14 protein-coding genes are annotated in these 17,123 nt (G+C 61.9%); 5 read left to right on the plus strand and 9 right to left on the minus strand.

Going from position 1 to position 17,123, the window contains the following annotated elements; translation table 11 throughout:
* Nucleotides 1-5: 5 nt before the first annotated feature.
* From DEM26_RS16985 to DEM26_RS17005, 5 genes are all read left to right on the plus strand, one after another.
* Nucleotides 6-2,642 carry a molybdopterin-dependent oxidoreductase gene (locus DEM26_RS16985; protein ID WP_369907862.1) on the plus strand — a complete coding sequence of 879 codons (2,637 nt, stop codon included), beginning with the start codon at nt 6-8 and terminating at the stop codon, nt 2,640-2,642.
* Nucleotides 2,639-3,610: a glycosyl transferase family protein gene (locus DEM26_RS16990; RefSeq protein WP_109172903.1), complete on the plus strand. Its 972-nt coding sequence runs from the start codon at nt 2,639-2,641 to the stop codon at nt 3,608-3,610. Before DEM26_RS16985 ends, DEM26_RS16990 begins: the two co-directional genes overlap by 4 nt.
* A gap of 64 nt (nt 3,611-3,674) precedes the next feature.
* Nucleotides 3,675-4,568, plus strand: coding sequence for a uroporphyrinogen-III C-methyltransferase (gene cobA / locus DEM26_RS16995; RefSeq protein ID WP_233243164.1), 894 nt, complete (start codon nt 3,675-3,677; stop codon nt 4,566-4,568).
* A 399-nt stretch (nt 4,569-4,967) separates the two neighbouring features.
* Nucleotides 4,968-5,894 (plus strand): TIR domain-containing protein, encoded by a 927-nt coding sequence (locus tag DEM26_RS17000; RefSeq protein ID WP_109172904.1) that lies wholly within the window; start codon nt 4,968-4,970, stop codon nt 5,892-5,894.
* A 24-nt stretch (nt 5,895-5,918) separates the two neighbouring features.
* Nucleotides 5,919-6,611: an adenylate/guanylate cyclase domain-containing protein gene (locus DEM26_RS17005; RefSeq protein ID WP_109172905.1), complete on the plus strand. Its 693-nt coding sequence runs from the start codon at nt 5,919-5,921 to the stop codon at nt 6,609-6,611.
* A gap of 492 nt (nt 6,612-7,103) precedes the next feature.
* Here the strand turns inward: DEM26_RS17005 and DEM26_RS17010 are convergent, their stop codons facing one another.
* The 9 genes from DEM26_RS17010 to DEM26_RS17050 all read right to left on the minus strand — a co-directional run bounded on the left by DEM26_RS17010 (nt 7,104) and on the right by DEM26_RS17050 (nt 16,970).
* A complete protein-coding gene (locus DEM26_RS17010) occupies nt 7,104-9,005 on the minus strand; it encodes a bifunctional sugar phosphate isomerase/epimerase/4-hydroxyphenylpyruvate dioxygenase family protein (protein ID WP_109172906.1) in 1,902 nt (633 codons plus the stop codon).
* A gap of 13 nt (nt 9,006-9,018) precedes the next feature.
* On the minus strand, nt 9,019-9,900 hold the full coding sequence (locus DEM26_RS17015; RefSeq protein ID WP_109172907.1) for a shikimate dehydrogenase family protein: 882 nt from the start codon (nt 9,898-9,900) through the stop codon (nt 9,019-9,021).
* Nucleotides 9,900-10,355, minus strand: coding sequence for a type II 3-dehydroquinate dehydratase (locus DEM26_RS17020; RefSeq protein WP_109172908.1), 456 nt, complete (start codon nt 10,353-10,355; stop codon nt 9,900-9,902). The genes DEM26_RS17015 and DEM26_RS17020 overlap by 1 nt, the downstream gene beginning before the upstream one ends.
* A gap of 26 nt (nt 10,356-10,381) precedes the next feature.
* Entirely contained in the window at nt 10,382-11,677 is a 1,296-nt protein-coding gene (locus tag DEM26_RS17025) for a TRAP transporter large permease (RefSeq protein WP_088736283.1), read from the minus strand.
* On the minus strand, nt 11,674-12,207 hold the full coding sequence (locus DEM26_RS17030; protein WP_088736282.1) for a TRAP transporter small permease: 534 nt from the start codon (nt 12,205-12,207) through the stop codon (nt 11,674-11,676). The genes DEM26_RS17025 and DEM26_RS17030 overlap by 4 nt, the downstream gene beginning before the upstream one ends.
* 61 nt (nt 12,208-12,268) lie before the next feature.
* The gene (dctP, locus tag DEM26_RS17035; protein WP_088718327.1) at nt 12,269-13,261 is read right to left on the minus strand and encodes a TRAP transporter substrate-binding protein DctP; all 993 of its coding nucleotides are present in this window, start codon (nt 13,259-13,261) and stop codon (nt 12,269-12,271) included.
* A gap of 169 nt (nt 13,262-13,430) precedes the next feature.
* A complete protein-coding gene (locus tag DEM26_RS17040; RefSeq protein WP_088718328.1) occupies nt 13,431-14,117 on the minus strand; it encodes a GntR family transcriptional regulator in 687 nt (228 codons plus the stop codon).
* Between the two features lie 199 nt (nt 14,118-14,316).
* The gene (locus tag DEM26_RS17045; protein ID WP_158275146.1) at nt 14,317-15,939 is read right to left on the minus strand and encodes an extracellular solute-binding protein; all 1,623 of its coding nucleotides are present in this window, start codon (nt 15,937-15,939) and stop codon (nt 14,317-14,319) included.
* Nucleotides 15,940-16,055: 116 nt separating this feature from the next.
* Nucleotides 16,056-16,970 carry an NAD(P)-dependent oxidoreductase gene (locus DEM26_RS17050; RefSeq protein WP_088736280.1) on the minus strand — a complete coding sequence of 305 codons (915 nt, stop codon included), beginning with the start codon at nt 16,968-16,970 and terminating at the stop codon, nt 16,056-16,058.
* Between the last annotated feature and the right edge of the window lie 153 nt (nt 16,971-17,123).

A 17,123-nucleotide genomic window follows, 5' to 3' on the forward strand; every position in this document is an offset into this window, starting at 1 on the left:
AGATGATGATGCGCGCGGCTCAGACCATTTGCACGACCTGCCCCTATTGCGGCGTCGGCTGCGGTGTTCAGGCGACGCCCGACGGCAGGGGCGGCTTGGACATCCGGGGCGACACCGCCCATCCGGCCAATGCCGGTAAGCTGTGCTCGAAAGGCTCGGCGCTTGGCGAGACGGTCGATCTGGACGGTCGGCTGCTGGCGCCGGTCGTGAACGGGCAGGAGACGGATTGGGACAGCGCGCTCGATCTGGTCGCCGGGAGGTTCAGGGCTACGATCGACGCGCACGGTCCCGACAGCGTGGCGTTCTATGTTTCGGGCCAGCTTTTGACTGAAGATTATTATGTCGCCAACAAGCTGATGAAGGGCTTCATCGGCTCGGGCAATATCGATACCAATTCGCGGCTCTGCATGGCGTCGTCGGTGGCCGGTCACAAGCGCGCCTTCGGAACCGATACCGTGCCGGGGCAATACGAGGATTTCGAGCAGTCCGATGTCATCGTGCTGGTCGGCTCCAACCTCGCGTGGTGCCACCCGGTGCTGTTTCAGCGTATCGCAGCGGCGAAAAAGTCGCGACCCGGAATGCGCATCGTAGTGGTCGATCCGCGCCGCACCGCGACCTGCGATCTCGCCGATCTGCATCTGCCCGTCGCGCCCGGCGCGGATGCGGCGCTGTTCAATGCGCTGCTGACCGAGATCGACGCGCAAGGTGCGGTCGATCGCGCCTATGTCGAGGCCCATGTCAGCGGGTTCGCGGATGCGCTTGCGGCGGCGAAGGAAAGCGATACCACAGTGACCGGGCTCAGCGCCACCGATCTGGCCGAGTTCACCCGCCTCTGGATCGGCTCGGAGAAGGTCGTCACGATCTACAGTCAGGGCGTGAACCAGTCGACCTCCGGCACCGACAAGGTCAACGCGATCCTCAATTGCCATCTCGCGACGGGCCGCATCGGCAAGCCCGGCGCGGGGCCGTTCTCGGTCACCGGCCAGCCCAATGCGATGGGCGGGCGCGAAGTGGGCGGGTTGGCCAATATGCTCGCCTGTCACCTCGACATCGAGAATGTGGCGCATCGCGACGCCGTGCAGGGCTTCTGGGCCAGCCCGACCATGGCGCCCGGCCCGGGTCTGAAAGCGATAGACATGTTCCGCGCCGTTGAAGACGGCCGGATCAAGGCGCTCTGGATCATCTGCACCAACCCCGCCGTGTCGATGCCCGAGGCCGACCGCGTGCGTGCCGCCATCGCGGGCTGCGATTTCGTCGTCGTCTCCGATATCACGGCCGACACCGATACCGCGAGGCTGGCCGATGTCATTCTGCCCGCTACCGGCTGGGGCGAGAAGGACGGCACCGTCACGAATTCCGAGCGCCGCATCTCGCGCCAGCGCGCGGTTCTACCCGCACCGGGTGAGGCGCGTCCCGACTGGAAGATCCTCTGCGACGTGGCTGCGAAGATGGGCTGGGCCGAGCATTTCGCCTATGAAGGCCCCGCAGCGATCTTTCGCGAATACGCGGCGCTGTCGGAAGTCGCGGGGCAGTTTGGGCGCGATTTCGACATTTCCGATTTCAAGGCGATTTCAGACGCGGATTACGAGGCGCTCGTGCCCTTTGTCTGGCCGCAGGGCCCGACCAAGAAGGGGGGCCGGTTCTTCGCCGATGGCGGTTTCTTTACGGCCGACGGAAAGGCCCGGATGCTCCCGATCACGCCGCGCGCGCCGAAAACCGCGCTGAGCCCGGAGGCCCCGTTCCGTTTCAACACGGGCCGGGTGCGCGATCACTGGCACACGATGACCCGCACCGCGAAATCGCCGCGCCTGAGCCTGCATATGGCCGAGCCTTATCTGGAAATTCACCCCTCGGACGCCGCCAAACTGGGGCTGAGCGCGGCGGGTCTGGCCGACGTGTCGAACAGCCACGGCCGCGCCGTCCTGCGGGTTCTGGAAAGCACGCGCGCGCAACCCGGCTCGGTCTTCGCGCCGATGCACTGGACAGGCGAAACCGCGTCCGGCGGGCGCATCGATGCGCTGGTCGCCGCCCATGTCGATCCGGTCTCGGGTCAGCCCGAAAACAAGGGCGGCGCGGTGCAGGTCGCGCCTTACAAGGCGGCGTGGTATGGCTTCGCGGTGAGCGCGCAGGACGTCGTCCCGCGCGCCGATTACTGGGCGAAGGCCCGCGCGAAAGGCGGCTGGCGGACCGAGCTGGCCGGGCGCGCCGCACCTGCCGATTGGGAGGCCTTCGCGCGAGAGTTCTTCGCGCTCCCCGACGCCGAGGCGGTGACGATGATCGACGCGGGCCGGGGGCTTGCGCGGATCGCGCTGATGGTCGAAGGGCGCGTCTCGGCGGTGCTCTTTGCGGCCCCCGAGCCCGTGGCCGTGTCGCGCGGCCATGTCGCGGGGCTGCTTGGCGAGACCGACCAACCCGCGCTTCTGGCCGGGCGCGCAGGCGCCGATCAGCCCGATCCGGGGGCAATCGTCTGTGCCTGTTTCGATGTCGGGGTGAACACGATCCTCGCCGCTATCACCGATCAGGGGCTGACCTCCGTTGAAGCCGTGGGTGCGGCGCTGCAGGCGGGCACCAATTGCGGGTCGTGCCGCCCGGAACTCGCGGCCCTTCTGGCGGACGCCCAACCCCGCGAGGCCGCCGAATGAGCCTCGCCCCCTACATCCACGCGATGGGCCGAGGCCCGGGCCGGGCACGGTCGCTGAACCGCGAGGAAGCCCGCGACGCGTTGGGCCAAATCCTGTGCGGCGAGGCCGCCCCCGAGGCGGTCGGCGCGCTTCTGATGCTGATGCGCTATCGCGGCGAGAGCGCCGCCGAGATCGCGGGTTTCGCCGAAGCCGTCCGTGGGACCTTGCCCGAGTGGACCGGCCCCGTGCCCGCGCTTGACTGGCCGAGCTATGCGGCGGGGCGCTCGCGCGGGCTACCGTGGTTCCTGCTGTCCGCGCGGCTGGTGGCAATGGCGGGGGAGCCAGTGTTGCTCCATGGCTGGAAGTCGCATCAATCGCCGGTGGCTTCGGTGCGCGATGCGCTGGACGCGGCGGAGATCGGTTTGGCGCAGGATGTGCAAGACGCCGCCGCGCTGATTGAACGCGACAAGGTCGTCTATCTACCGCTTGAGCATTTCGCGCCGCGCGCGCTCGACCTGCTGCGGCTGCGCGAGGTTCTGGGACTGCGCTCGGCGGTCAACACCGTGATGCGCGTGCTCAACCCGGCGCGCGCGCGGGCTTCGGTTCAGGGGGTCTTCCATCCGCCTTATCGCGAGCTGCAGGTCGATGCCTGCGCGCTTCTCGGGCTGCAGGCAATGACGGTGATCAAGGGCGGGGGCGGCGAGTTCGAACGTCATCCCGGGAAAGAGATTGCGCTCTTCGGCCTGCGCGCAGGGGAGCCGTGGACGGCGCAAGCCTCCGGCCTTGTCGACGAGACCCGCCGCTTGGCCGACAGCGCGCCCAATCCCGCCGATCTGGGCCGCCTCTGGGCGGGCGAAAGCGAGGATCTCTTCGCCACCGAAATCGTGCTCGGCACCGCCGAGCTTGCGCTCGCGACCCTCGGATATCCGCAGCCCCGCGCCTTCGCCACAGACCTCTGGACGCGCCGCCATTCCGCAAGCGCCGCATGAAAGGACCACGCTCATGAAGATGTTTGCATCGTTTTTGCCTGTCCCGACCGGCGCTGCGGCCCCCATGCGGAAGGCCGGTATCGTCGCCTTCGTCAGCGAGGTTCTCTATGAAGCGCGCCTTGCCCTGTCCGGGCTGTCATTGGCACGCAAGACGCCCCGGAACGGCCTCCCGGAACGCTCGGGGCAGGGGGCGATCGCGCTCGTCGGTGCTGGGCCCGGCGCGCGCGATCTGTTGACCCTGCGGGCGGCCGAGCGCCTGCAACAGGCCGACATCATCTTCTATGATCGCCTCGTCGATCCGGAGCTTCTGGACCTCGCGCGCCCCGACGCGGAGCAGATCTATGTCGGCAAGTCCGTCGGAGTCTGCGCCTGGCCGCAAGAACGGATCGATGCGGTGATCGTCGCCGCGGCGCTGGAGGGCAAGCAGGTGGTGCGGCTCAAAAGTGGCGACCCGGGCATGTTTGGACGCGCGACGGAAGAGCTCGCCGCGGCGCGCGCGAACGGAATCTCGGTCGAGATCGTGCCGGGCGTCACCGCGGCCTCCGCCGCTGGGGCCGCGCTCGGTCGTTCGCTGACGGAACGCGGCGCGACAGACCGCGTGGTCTTCGCGACCGGGATGTGCCGGGCGGGCGATGACACGCCCGATTGGGGCGCCTCCACGTCCCCGGGAACGACGCTCGCCCTCTACATGGGGGTGCGGCAGGCGCCGGTAATCGAGGCGAACCTTCTCGCGGCAGGCGTGCCGGCTGGCTCTGGGGTCGAAATCGTTTCAGATATCTCGACCGATCGTCAGAGGATCGCCCGCTGTCGCCTCGATGCGCTCGCCGAGACGATCATCCGTGAAGAGATAGGAAATCCCGCGATCATCCTGATACGGTATGACAAGGCTGCCGTTCGCCTTGGCGGCGGAACTGAGATGGAGAATGGCCGCACCGCGCCGCTCGTCGTCAGTTGCTGATGCATGCCGGAGGTTAGGCTCGAAGTGGTGACCTCCAAGTTCTTTCTCTGCGGCGTCTCCGGCGGAGTAGCTCGAGAGCGACTTGCGTTCGAACCAAAAATTTGAACCAAACGCAGCGATCTTCCGCTCACCGCCCTTTCCTGCTTGGGCGCAGTGAACGGCCCTGACCTGCCTTTCATGGGACGTCGCGCCGCTGCGGTGCAGCTTCCCCGATCCGGCCATGCACGTCATCGTGCAGCATGTTCTGGCTTGCGAAGGTCAGCAGTGCGGACATTTCTGCCGTTCGTCGCAGGTGCTGACGCGGACAACTTGTTCGCGTCACGTATTGGTGGCATATCTTGCGATATTGATCGTCGGCACCTCAGCATCAGGGTGGTTATACATTGAGGAGGCTTCGTGATGAATGAGGCGAAAGAAGCAGAGGTGTTTGGTCGCTTCTCCGGAATCAGGGGTAAAGCACTCATTGTTGATGCACTAAAAGATCAGAAAACAATCCTCGGCAATGCAGCAGCCGCAGAAGAATTGATGGCACGCGGAAACCTGGAATTTTTTCGTGAAAGGGAAATTCTTACATCTGAGGGCGACTGGTCCAACGTTATAATTTTCATTTTGGCTGGCAAGGTGCAAATCACGATCACAGGCTTCAAGGTTGCCGAACGCAGCGCGGGTCAGCATGTGGGCGAAATGGCACTGATCGATCCCTCGCAGCCGCGCTCGGCATCAGCGATAGCTTTGGAGCCAACTGCAGCTTTGATCGTGTCGGAAGAAGACTTTGTAGCAGTCGCTGCACATCATCCCGACATGTGGCGACAAATCGCAAAAGAAATAGCGGATCGTCTCCGCCAGCGCAAAAAGTTCATCCGCGCTTCAAACCCTGTTCCGTTCATGTTCGTCGCGTGTGCGGCTGAGTCACTGCCCGTTGCCAAAGCAATACAAGCCTATTTCGAGGCGCGTGAAGTCGTCGTCGAAATCTGGACCGACGGTGTCTTCAAGCCATCTCAGTCAACTATGGAGAGTCTTGAGGCTAAACTGGCGTCCGCGGATTTCACTGTTGCAGTTTTCAGTGCGGACGACAAAGTTGAAAGTCGGGGTGAAGAAAAGGTTGCTCCGCGCGACAATACGGTCTTCGAGTTAGGGCTTTTTGCAGGTGCGATCGGGCGAGCCAGGTCTTTCTTTGCCGTTCAGAAAGCCGAGAACATAAAGATACCCTCAGATCTGGCCGGCATCACTTCTTTGCGCTTTCATTGGCATGAAGGCGCGGAACCGGACATTTCGGACGTTTGCACCCAAATTGAAGAACGCGTATCGGAACTTGGGCCCAGATAATCGGGTCGGCATTGGAGGCAATAAATGGGTCTAAAGAGTGACCTCGAAGAGGATGTAAAGCGGATATACTCATCTGTTTGGACGAGAAGGAAGGGCCAAAAGGTTCCGGAAGATACCGATCTAAAGGCCGGCAACGATGCAGTCGATCTTCAAGCGACCATTTTATATACTGATTTAGATGAATCAACCAAGCTTGTAGACAACTACAATGATGAGTTTGCGGCGGAAAACTACAAAACCTTCCTTCAGTGTGCTACCAAGATCATTAGGAGCGAGGGGGGACACATTCGCTCATTTGACGGCGACCGAGTAATGGGAGTTTTCATCGGAGGAAGCAAAAACACATCTGCTGTGCGGTGCGGCTTGAAAATAAATTATGCGGTGAAGCAGATTATTCAACCGAAGATGAACGCGCAATACAACACGAAATATGTCATGAAGCACGTTACTGGCATTGACTCAACTAATGTGATGGTCGCCAAAGCTGGAATTAGGAACTCGAACGACCTGGTATGGATAGGAAAGGCGGCGAACCACGCGGCCAAGCTTTCCGCTATGTCATCGAGCCATCCCACTTGGATTTCGGACAAGGTATATGACGGCATGAGTGATGACGTAAAATATTCTAAAGGTATCAATATGTGGGAGGAGCGAAAATGGACGGCCCAAAATAACCGGCGCATATATCGCTCTACCTATTGGTGGTCGATAAGTTAGGCGCCGAATGGGAGTAATGTCCTTTGTGAGGCGGGGGCTCGAATAAGTTCATATGTTAGTGGTGCACGAGATACTCCGCCTCAGTATCAAAGTTTGGCGCCAAGGTCTTGAGTTAGCACATATACGCCAAAGCACCACTTTGTCATACGTTGTCGTCACTGCAAGCGCAACGAAGGGCTGGTTCTTACCTTGAGCGACCGTGCTGGTGCAGCCGCAGCGAAAGTCCTCTTGCCGCCCTTCCTGCCTGGGTGCAGTGAACGGCCCTTAGCGGTCCTTAACGCCACGTTTAGCCAGCGGCCGATACCGGTCCCGAAGCGGCCTAAATGATGAGGACGGAAACCCCTACGTCCAGCGGACCAGAAAATGCTGGCAAATCAGCGCAAGCGCGCTTTCTTCGCGGCAGCCATCGAATTCGTGGGTTAGGCCGATTTCGACAAACCCCTGGATCCTCCCAAAAGACACTGGGCGATCTTTCACCGGTGACCAGCGAGCTCAGAGGTCGGGCATTCCCTTCACGCGGCCAAACCGCTTCTGCGCTGCGATCCGGAAGGGGGCGTTGGCGGCTCCGAAGCCTTCGTAACCATTTCTTCGTTCGAGGATTTCGAAGAACATTCCTCCCGCGAAGGGGCGGGAATAGAGCTGAAGAAAGGCGCCCTGCGCGTCCTCGTCATAGAGGATGTTGGCCGACTGCAACTTCTGCACAAATTCGCGCGACAATTCGAAGCGCGCTTCGAGATCGGCGTAGTAATTGGATGGCATCGGCAACGGGTCGAAGCCAAGATCGGCAAGCGACGCAGCGGTCTTCAGCATGTCCGTGGTTCTCAGGGCGATGTGCTGAACCGATGCTCCGAATCCATGTGTCAGGAAATCTCCCGCGAGGGTTCGATGCGTCTCGGCGCCGTTGAGAGTGACCTGCAGGCCCTTTCCGTTCCCGGACCCGCGCGATGCGATGGCTTGGCTGCGGACCAGGCCGTCAGGGTCGATCACATCGACCATCGGCGCCTTCTGCATGTCGAATAGCGTCGTGTAGAAAAGGGTCCAGCTGAGCATCTCGTCATACTCCATCGTCTGGGCCAAATGGTCGATGGAGATCAGACCGGCCTCGCATTGCGATGTCTCTTCCGCGGGCTCGAACTCAACGTCCCAGACGTCGTTGAGGCCGCTGGAGCCATCCACGAAATGCAGAACCGAACCTCCAAGACCGCGGATCGCCGGAATTTCCAATTCCCCGGGACCGATCGGCTGCGAGAAGGTCTTCGCGCCGAGCGCACGTGCACGCGTGACTGTCGCCGCGGCATCCGCGACCTTGAGGCCTATGTCACAGACATTGGTGCCGCGCGCGGTCCAAGTGGAGGCGGCGAAGCCCGTTGTCTCGGCGTTGATGAGAATCCGGATATCGCCCTGACGCCAGACTTCCAGCTTCTTGTTGCGGTGCCGTCCCGACATGTGAAAGCCGAGTGTGGAGAGCAATGTCTTCAGGGTCTCCGCTTCGACGCCCTGGGCCGCGAACTCGATGAATTCGACACCGTCCACTGCAACGCGTGCCGGAATCTCGCTGATCTTGTCTTCCAGCCCGGGCTCGGTGCGGCGGACGTCATCCATTAGCGCCACCAGTGAGCGATAGCCGTCGCGTGCGATGGTCCGTGTCGGTCCGCCGCGGAACTGGTCGTTGAAAATCTCGAGGCTCGCCGGTCCGTCATAGCCGGTGGCCATCACAGCGCGCATGAAGCCGGTGACATCCAGATCGCCCTCGCCCGGCATGTTGCGGAAGTGGCGCGACCAATAGAGCAGGTCCATATCGATCGCCGGAGCATCGGCAAGCTGGACGTAGAAAATCTTGTCGCCCGGGATCCGCCGTATCGTATCCGGCTCGATCTTGCGGGCGAGCGAATGGAAGCTGTCGAGGATCAGGCCGACATTGGGATGGTCCGCGCGGCGCACCACTTCCCACGCATCGCGGTGGTCCCAGACATGACGCCCCCACGCGAGCGCCTCGAAGCCGACGCGGATGTCGTAATCTGCGGCAAGCTCGCCCAGGGCGGCGAAATCGCCAGCCATGCGATCTATCCCGCCAAGCGCCTCGGGCTGAACCGAGGAACAGACCAGCATGTCGCGGGTGCCGAGCTCGCGCATGAGCTCGAACTTGTGCTCCGCGCGTTTCAGGGCTCGATGGCGAAGCGGAGCCGGGAGCCCTTCGAAATCGCGGAAGGGTTGGAAGAGGAAGATCTCCAGCCCGTGGTCGCGCACCATCTGGCCGACCTCGCGCGGCCCGCCGTCATGGGCGATGAAATCCTGCTCGAATATCTCGATCCCGTCGAACCCCGCTGCAGCAATCGCCTCCAGCTTTTCCTGCAACGTTCCCGAGATCGAGACAGTGGCGATGGCGGTTTTCATTGGAGGCCTCCTTTCAGGATGTGGCCGGGACGGTTTTAGCGAGATCGCTGCGCAAACGGGCGACGTCGAGCGGTAGACCCGTGAAGAGCTTCCAGGCATCGACGCCTTGCCAGATGAACAGCTCGTAACCGGAAATGACCTGCAGGCCTGCCGCTTGCGCCGCGGCGAGGAATTCGGTCTCGACCGGCGTATAGACGGCGTCGAAGGCCCATGCGCCAGCGATGGCGGATTTGGGAAGCGGCGATCCCGGATGGCCGGTCATACCGACCGGGGTCGCGTTGATGAGTCCCTCGGCGCCTTCGGACATCTCGGCGGCGTCCCGTCCCACGATCACGCGAAGTCCCGGTTTCGCCGCCTTCAGTTCCGAGGCGAGGACATCGGCCTTCTGGATGTCACGGTCCGCAAGGCGGATCTCTGAAGCGTCGAGCGCGACCAGCGCGAAGGCGATGGCCCGCCCCACGCCGCCGGTGCCGATAAGCAGAGTTGCTCCGGGCGGTGTGGAACCGCGTGCCGCGCGATAGGCGGAGATGAAGCCGGAGTGATCGGTGTTGTGGCCCTCGGCTCCGGTGGGTTCGAAGAGGACGGTATTCACGGCACCCAGCCGCTGGACCATCGGGTCGGAGATCCGAACCAGCGCCGCCACCTTCTCCTTGTAGGGGTAGGTGATGTTGAGACCCCGATAGCCCTGTGCCGCGCAGTCGGCGAGGATCGTCGCGTGACCCTGTCCGAGCTCGCGCGGGACAAGCCGGTCATAGGTCACCTTCCGCCCGTTCTGCAGCCCGGCCAACCGATGAAGCCGCGGGGCCTGCGAGACGGCGATATTGTCGCCGATCAGACCCAGCCGGATGACTGCATCGTCTGACGCTGTCTCAGAAGGGCTCCCGGGGGCAGGCATCACTTGGCGCCTTTCACGAGTTGGGCGATCCGGGTGATCGCGAAGCCGTAGCCCGCGATGCCGAAGCCTTCGATCTTCGCCGTCGCGGCTTTCGAGACGTAGGACGGGTGGCGGAATTCGTCGCGCCGGAACAAGGCCGAGACGTGAACCTCGAAGATAGGCCGGTCGAAGATCAGCAGGGAGTCGAGGATCGCGATCGAGGTCGAAGTGAAGCCCGCCGGGTTGATCAGGATGGCGCAGGCGTTCGTGCGGGCCCATTGAATCCAGTCGACGATTTCACCCTCGTGGTTGGATTGGCGGAAGTCGATTTCCACCCCCGCCGCGGCAGCCGCATCGCGGCTCAACCGCTCTGCATCCTCGAGCGTGTCGTGCCCGTAGATCTCTGGCTGACGCGTGCCGAGCAGGTTCAGGTTGGGGCCATTGATGACCAGGATCGGAAGGTCTTTCTGGGCCATGAGAAGTCTCCTGATGTGCGGCCCTGTCAGCCGCCGTAACCGTAAAGCCGCGGCAGCCACAGCACGGTGCCCGGCACGAAAGTGATGATTGCGAGCCCGACGATCATGATGATCAGGAAGGGCACGAGATGGCGGATCGTCTGGCCGATCGGGGATTTGGTGATCCCGCTGACGACGAAGAGCAGCAATCCGTAGGGGGGCGTAGCAAGGCCGATCATCGTGTTGACCACGACGATCACCCCGAAATGCACCGGGTCCACGCCGAGCGAGACTGCGGTCGGCAGAAGGATCGGCACGATCACGAGGAGGATTGCATTGGCTTCCAGCAAGCACCCGAGCACCAGCAGGAGCACGTTTACCATCAGCAGGAAGGTGATCCGGTCGAGCTGCATGTCGCCCAACGCGCCGCGGATCTCGTTCGGGATCTGCTCGACCGTGACCACGTAGTTGAAGGCCAGCGCCCCTGCGATCAGGATGCCCACGCTCGCGGTGGAGCGGGCGGATTGGCACACGGTGTCATAGGCCGCGCGCAGGCTGACGGAGCGGTAGAGGAAGGTCGAAATCAGGAAGGCATAGAGCGCGGCGAGTGCAGCCGCCTCGGTCGGCGTGGTAATGCCGCCGTAGATGCCAACCAGAAGGATCACCGGCATCAGCAGGGCGGGCACCGCGCGTAGGGTGATCCGCGGCATCTCGCGCACGGGCACGGGCACTTCCACCGGGAAGCCGTGACGCCGTGCCTGGATCGCGTTCATCACCATCAGCAGGAGCGCGAGGATCAGACCGGGCCCCACGCCGCCGAGAAAGAGGTATCCAATCGAGGTGTCCGAGACGAGCGCATAGAGCACCATCGGGATCGAGGGCGGTATGATCGGGCCGATGATCGCGGCGGCGGCGGTGATGGCCCCAGCATAGGCGGGGGGATATTTCCCGTCCTTCGTCATCAGCTGGATGATGATCTTGCCGATCCCCACCGCGTCGGCGATGGCCGAGCCCGACATGCCCGAGAAGATCAGCGACGACACGACGTTGACGTGGCCAAGCCCGCCCCGGAAGCGCCCCACCAGTGCACGGCAGAAATCCAGCAGCCGGTCGGAGAGCGAGCCGATATTCATCAGGTCGGCTGCGAAGATGAAGAGCGGGATCGCCAGCAGAACGTAGGAGCCGTAGAGCCCGCGCAGGACCTGCTCTGCGGCGATGCTCATGTCCTGATGTTCGAGCAGAAGATAGAGGATCGAGGCCCCCAGCATGGCATGCCCGATCGGCAGGCCGACGATGGCGGTGGCGACGATGGCCGCCACGGCGAGGGTGAATTCCCAGCTCATTCGGAGAAATCCTTGCGCGCGACTTGCGTCAGATCGGGGCTGTCATCTTCGGGGCCCGGGCCGCGCAGCTCTTTGATCAGAATCCAGCCGTAGCGCAGGATCGTGACCGCCGTGAAAATTGCGAAAACGGAGAAGACGTAGCTGAAGGGGATCTTCATGTAGGCCGTCTTCTCGATCTTCATGAAGGAGATGTAGCTGAGGACATCCGGCAGTGAGGCCGCGTAGATGCCGACGATGAAGAGCGAGAACAGAATGCGGAAGACGCGGCGAACCTTGGGCCGGACTGCGCCGTAGATGATGTCGAAGCGGATCTCGTCTTCTTCACGCGCCGAGACGGATTGTCCCCATAGCACGACCCAGAGCCACGCGATGACGCAGAGCTCGACCGTCCAGCCGACGGGGTGGTTCAGCACGTAGCGCATGAAAACCTGAACGATGAAGGCCAGGAACATGGCGGCCAGAAGCAGCGCCGGAACGGCGTCCGCCAGACGGCGCGCTACGTTCCGCCAGCGGCGGCTCGTGTTTTGCATCGGTTTGCCTTTCGAGGGGCGAAGGGCCGACACGACCCCCCGCCCTCAGCTTGTCCGGGGTTCAGGCCTGGATCGCGTTGATCTGTTCGAGCATCCCCTCGGGCCAGCTCTTGGCGAAGTCGCTGGCGAGATACTTCTTCTGGGCGTAATCCCGGAAGGCGGCGCGGTCGGGTTCATAGACCTCGAGGCCTTGCTTCTTGAAGAAGTCCACCAGTTCCTGCTCGCGCTTCAGGTGCTCCTCGGTGCTGGCGGCGATTTCCTTGTCCACGGAGTCCTTCAGCAACTTCTGCTGATCGGCGCTCATGTCGTCCCAGATCTTCTTGGAAATACCCAGCACGTCGAAGCCGACGAGGTGGCTGGTCAGTGCGATCTGGCTCGTGACCTCGTAGAACTTCATGTTGTAATCATTGGGCAACGGGTTGTCCTGACCGTCGATCGCCCCGGTCTGGAGGGCGGTGTAGACCTCGGAATATGCCAGCGGCGTCGGGCTGGCGCCGATCGCCTCCCCAAGGAACTGCCACGCGTCGCCGCCCGGCATGCGCAGGGTCATACCCTTCAGATCTTCCGGCGTGTTGATCTTCTTCTTGGGCTTCAGGTTGACCTGACGTGCGCCGAAATAGACCGGCGCGAGGACATGCAGCCCGGCCTTCGCGGCAAGGTCATTGAGTTGCTTGCCCACGTCGCTGTCGAAGACGGCTTTCATATGGGCGGCATCGCGCAGCACGTAGGCTGCGGTCAGGATCGACCATTCCGGCACCTGATCGGCGAGCTTCTGCGGCGCGACGAGGCCCATTTCCAGCGTCCCGCGCTGGATCGAGGTCAGTTCACCCCCCTGCGGGACGAGCGTCGACTGGTTGTAGACCTGCAGGTCGAAATCCTTGGCAACGTCTTCGGAAATGCGGGCAAAGGCCTTGGCGCGAATATCGTTATTCGACACCACCGAAGACAGGCGGAGTCGTTTGCGATCTTGAGCGAGTGCAGTGCCGGCCATCAGGGTCGCGGCTGCGCCAGCGGCCCCTGTCGCCAGCACGCTGCGGCGAGTCAATTTGGTCATAGTTCCTCCCTTTCGCCGCATCGAGAGCGGCTCATCCAATTCGACATCTCGATTTTCATATGTCAACTTCAAAAATATCATACATTTTTATTTTTGACGCACAAAATCACGAGCGAGTGTTCTACTTCTTCACCCGCTTGTCGGCTTTCGGAGCCCTCGTTCGAGGAGTTCAGGGAACGCGACCGGTCGCCAGAATGTGGTCGACGCCGCTTTCGACATGGGAGATCAGCAATTCCACGGCGGCATCCGCATCCCGGGCCAAGGTCAGGTCACGCAGGCGAATGTGGTCTTCCTTGGCCTTTTCGCCGCGAAATTCCAGAATGATCATGTGATAGCGCATGAAGCGATCGAACACCGAGGAGTGCGTGCGCATCAGGTTTGGCCTGTCGCACGCCGCGATCATCGCAAAGTGGAAATCCCAGTCATGACGCACCCAGGGTTGCACCGGCCCGTCGCCACCCGCGATCAGCTCGCGCTCGATCGTCTCCAGTTTGTAATGGGACGAGACGACTCCCGCCTCCCACTCGATGTCGCCATTCGCGATGGACTGGCGCAACGCATGGGTCTCGAGCAACAGACGCAGATCTGCGAGATCCCGAAGGTCGGCCTTGCTGATCGGCGCAACCTCGAAGCCGCGTTGCCCTTCAGCGGTGACGAGCCCTTCGTTCGTCAAGCTGCTGAGCAATTCGCGAAGGGTCGTCACGCTGACATCGTATTTCTTGCGCAGCAAATCGAGCTTCAGCTTTTGCCCCGGCTTGAACCGCCCGTGCACGATGTCCCCGCGAAGGCGCCGATGGGTGATGTCCCCGACGGTTTCCCCGGGATGGCCACTGATATCGAACTTATGAATCTTCACGTTTGAGGCCGCTACCTTGTGTTCCGTCCCGACGGTTATCGCCCCGCGTCGAGACTGAGCCAAGTGCTTTCCCCATTTTTTCGTCTATCTTCTTGTGGGGCTCGAACGCTAATGAGGGAACCTTTTCTTTGAAATCCCCAAGTATACGTCCAATGTCGCCAGACTTGGCCGCGGGTTATTTCTGACAACTTTCGCGGCCTCAGGCTTCTGCCCTGATTGCCGAGAGAATGCGGTTTTCGGCGTCCCTCAGACCGCGTTGCGGCGATTTTCCATGGAAGACGATGTCGTGGATTTCTTCGCCCAAGGTCCGTTCGATCAGGTTGAAGGCGGGCACCGGCGGGCGCGCCCAGGTCACAAGTTCGTTCTTGCGGGCCATTCGGTCGACCATGCTGACGATCGGGGAGGAGGCGAGGGCTTCAGGGTCTGCGCAGACCGAGAAGCGTGGCGCGACGGGGAAGCCGTTTTTTACGTGCTCCTTCATCGCCTCGGGAGACACCATCCAGGCAATCGCGTCGATGATCTGTTTCTGCCGGGTCGGCTCGACATAGGAGGGGATGGTCAGCAGGAAGCCCCCGACCGGCGCGGAAACACGCCGCATCCGGCGCGAAGGCGGGGGAAGGTAAGCCACGCGACGGGCCACGCGAGAGCTCAGCTCGTGCTCGAAGCGGGCAGCGCGCATTGTCCAGCAATAGGTCATCGCGGCCTGACCGGACATGAAGTAATGGATGCGCCGCTCCCAATCGATGCTCGCGATATCAGGGGGCGAGACCTCTACAAGCTGCTTCATGTATTCGATCACTTCGAGCGCATCCTCGGTGTCGATCTGCAGCTTGAGCGAGTCGAACGTATCAAAACTCCAGCTCTCCTGATTGCGCAGCGGCATGTCGATGACGGTGGTGCGACAGGCGGCGAGGAAGAACATGAAGGAATTCGCGATCGGCATGCCGCGTTGTCCGTTCCACGCGATGCCGTAGAATTCGTTCTGTGGATCGTGGAAGGCGCGCGCGGCCGCGATCGTCTCGTCGAAGGTCTTGGGATAAGTGACCCCCTCGGCGTCGAACAAGTCCTTGCGCGCGGCGAGGATCTCGATCGTGCAATAGAGCGGAATGCCGTATTGCGTGCCCTTCCAATTGCCCGTCCCCCAGACCGAGGGGTGGAAATCGAGCGAGTTGATGGCGGCGTTCGAGATCAGATCGTCGAGTGGCGCGAGCTCTCCGCGTTCGGCGAATTCACCCAGCCACGGCATGTTCATCGCAATGACGTCATAGCGTGGCGTCATCTCCGAAAAGGTCTGGCGCGACTTGGCGTAGAGATTGGGGAGGCGTTGCAGGTCAAAGCTACTACGCTTGCCGAATTCATTTCGGAAATCCGACCACATGTTGCGCATCGCGATGAAGTAGTTGTCATCGTTGAGCAGGAATTTGATGTCGCTAAGGTTGAGTCCGGTGATGTCCTCGCCGCGCACCGGCGAGATGATCTGCGCTGCGAAATAGCTGCCGCCGAAGTAGTATTCGCTCGTTTCGGTGCCTTGCCGCAGACCGAAGGTTTTCGCCATGTGACCTTTGACGTGGATGGCATAGCTCATGAAGGCATTTAACAAGCTTTCCGAAGGCTCGAGGAAATGCGTCTTCAACCCGTTCCCGCGCGGCACTTGCCGTATCAGCCCGTCATCGATCATCTTCATGATCATGCGGTTGCCGGTGCTATAGGGCACATCGGCAAGGCTGATGAGCCCTGACTTGTCGATCGGGCTCAGTCGCAGATGCGCGTCCACCAGTTCCAGCGTGATATTCTGATAGACGTCGGGCTTGGCACCGGGCATCTGATGGTCGAACGGCGCCCGCAACCGTCGAAGAAAATCGACGATTCTGGAAAGCTCGTGGCTCGTCAGATCAGCATCCTGTGGTTGCATTGCGTCCGGATGCTGCCCGACCGGAGTCACCTTGTCGACAATTTTTCCTGCCATTTCACCAATGCGAAGAAATCTTCGTCCCTCATGCCAGCGTTCGACGCGCTCCGATAGAGTTCGAGGATCAGGCCGGTGGTCATCAGCGGCACGTCATTGCGGCGCGCCGCATCGCTGATCAGCGTGAAATCCTTGATCATCTGCGAGACGGTGAAAGCGGGGGTGTAGTCATCGTTGACCACCGCCTCTTGCTTGTATTTGAACAGCGGCGAGGCAACGGCGCTTTCACAGATCACTTCCATCATGTCGGCCCGCGACAGCCCCCCGCTCGCGCCAATAGCCAGCGCCTCCGATAGCACGGCCGAGAAGGCGCCGACGAGGGTGTTTAGCACGAGCTTCATATAGCGCGCTTCCTCGCCCTCTCCGAGGAAGAACTGCCGTGCCGAGAAGGTCTTGATGAGGGGGAGCACCTCGTCCCAGCCCGCACGATCGCCCGACGCAAGAACCGTCAGTGCCGCTTTTGCGGCGAGATCCGTGCTGCCGGAGAGCGGTGCACGCAGGTAGCGCAGGCCCGCCTCGCTCAGGATCTGCGCAACGCGCTCGGAACATTCCGGCGAGACGGTGCTCATTTCCACCAGCAAGGCACCGCGCGGTAGGCCGTGAATTAGCCCGGTCTCTCCCGATACCACCGCCATCAGCGCGTCGTCATTGGGCAGCGTAGAGAAGACGACCTGCACATCGCGCAGATCGCGCGCGCAGTCGGCGGTCTTTGCGCCTTTCTCGGCAAGCTTCGCACGGTTGCCCGAATCGGGTTCCACAACGGTAAGCCCGACGCCGCTGTCCAGGAGATTTCGCGCCATCGGCCCGCCCATTTTTCCGACGCCGATCCAGCCGACCGCGCGAGATTCGGATTGGGGGAGGTGGGGCGCACTCGCCATGTTGCTCATCCATATGTCTCCGTTTGTCTTGCCTCACCCTAAGATGCCGCTTCGGCGAGCGCTGAAGTAATTTTTCCGGAGCGGAGATTTTTTTCCTGATGCGATCGGATCGGTTTGCTACGAATCATGGCAAGCAGCGCGACGGTGCCGCGGTCCGACAGG

The organism is Thioclava sp. NG1, from assembly GCF_003122275.1.
Lineage (GTDB): Bacteria > Pseudomonadota > Alphaproteobacteria > Rhodobacterales > Rhodobacteraceae > Thioclava > Thioclava nitratireducens.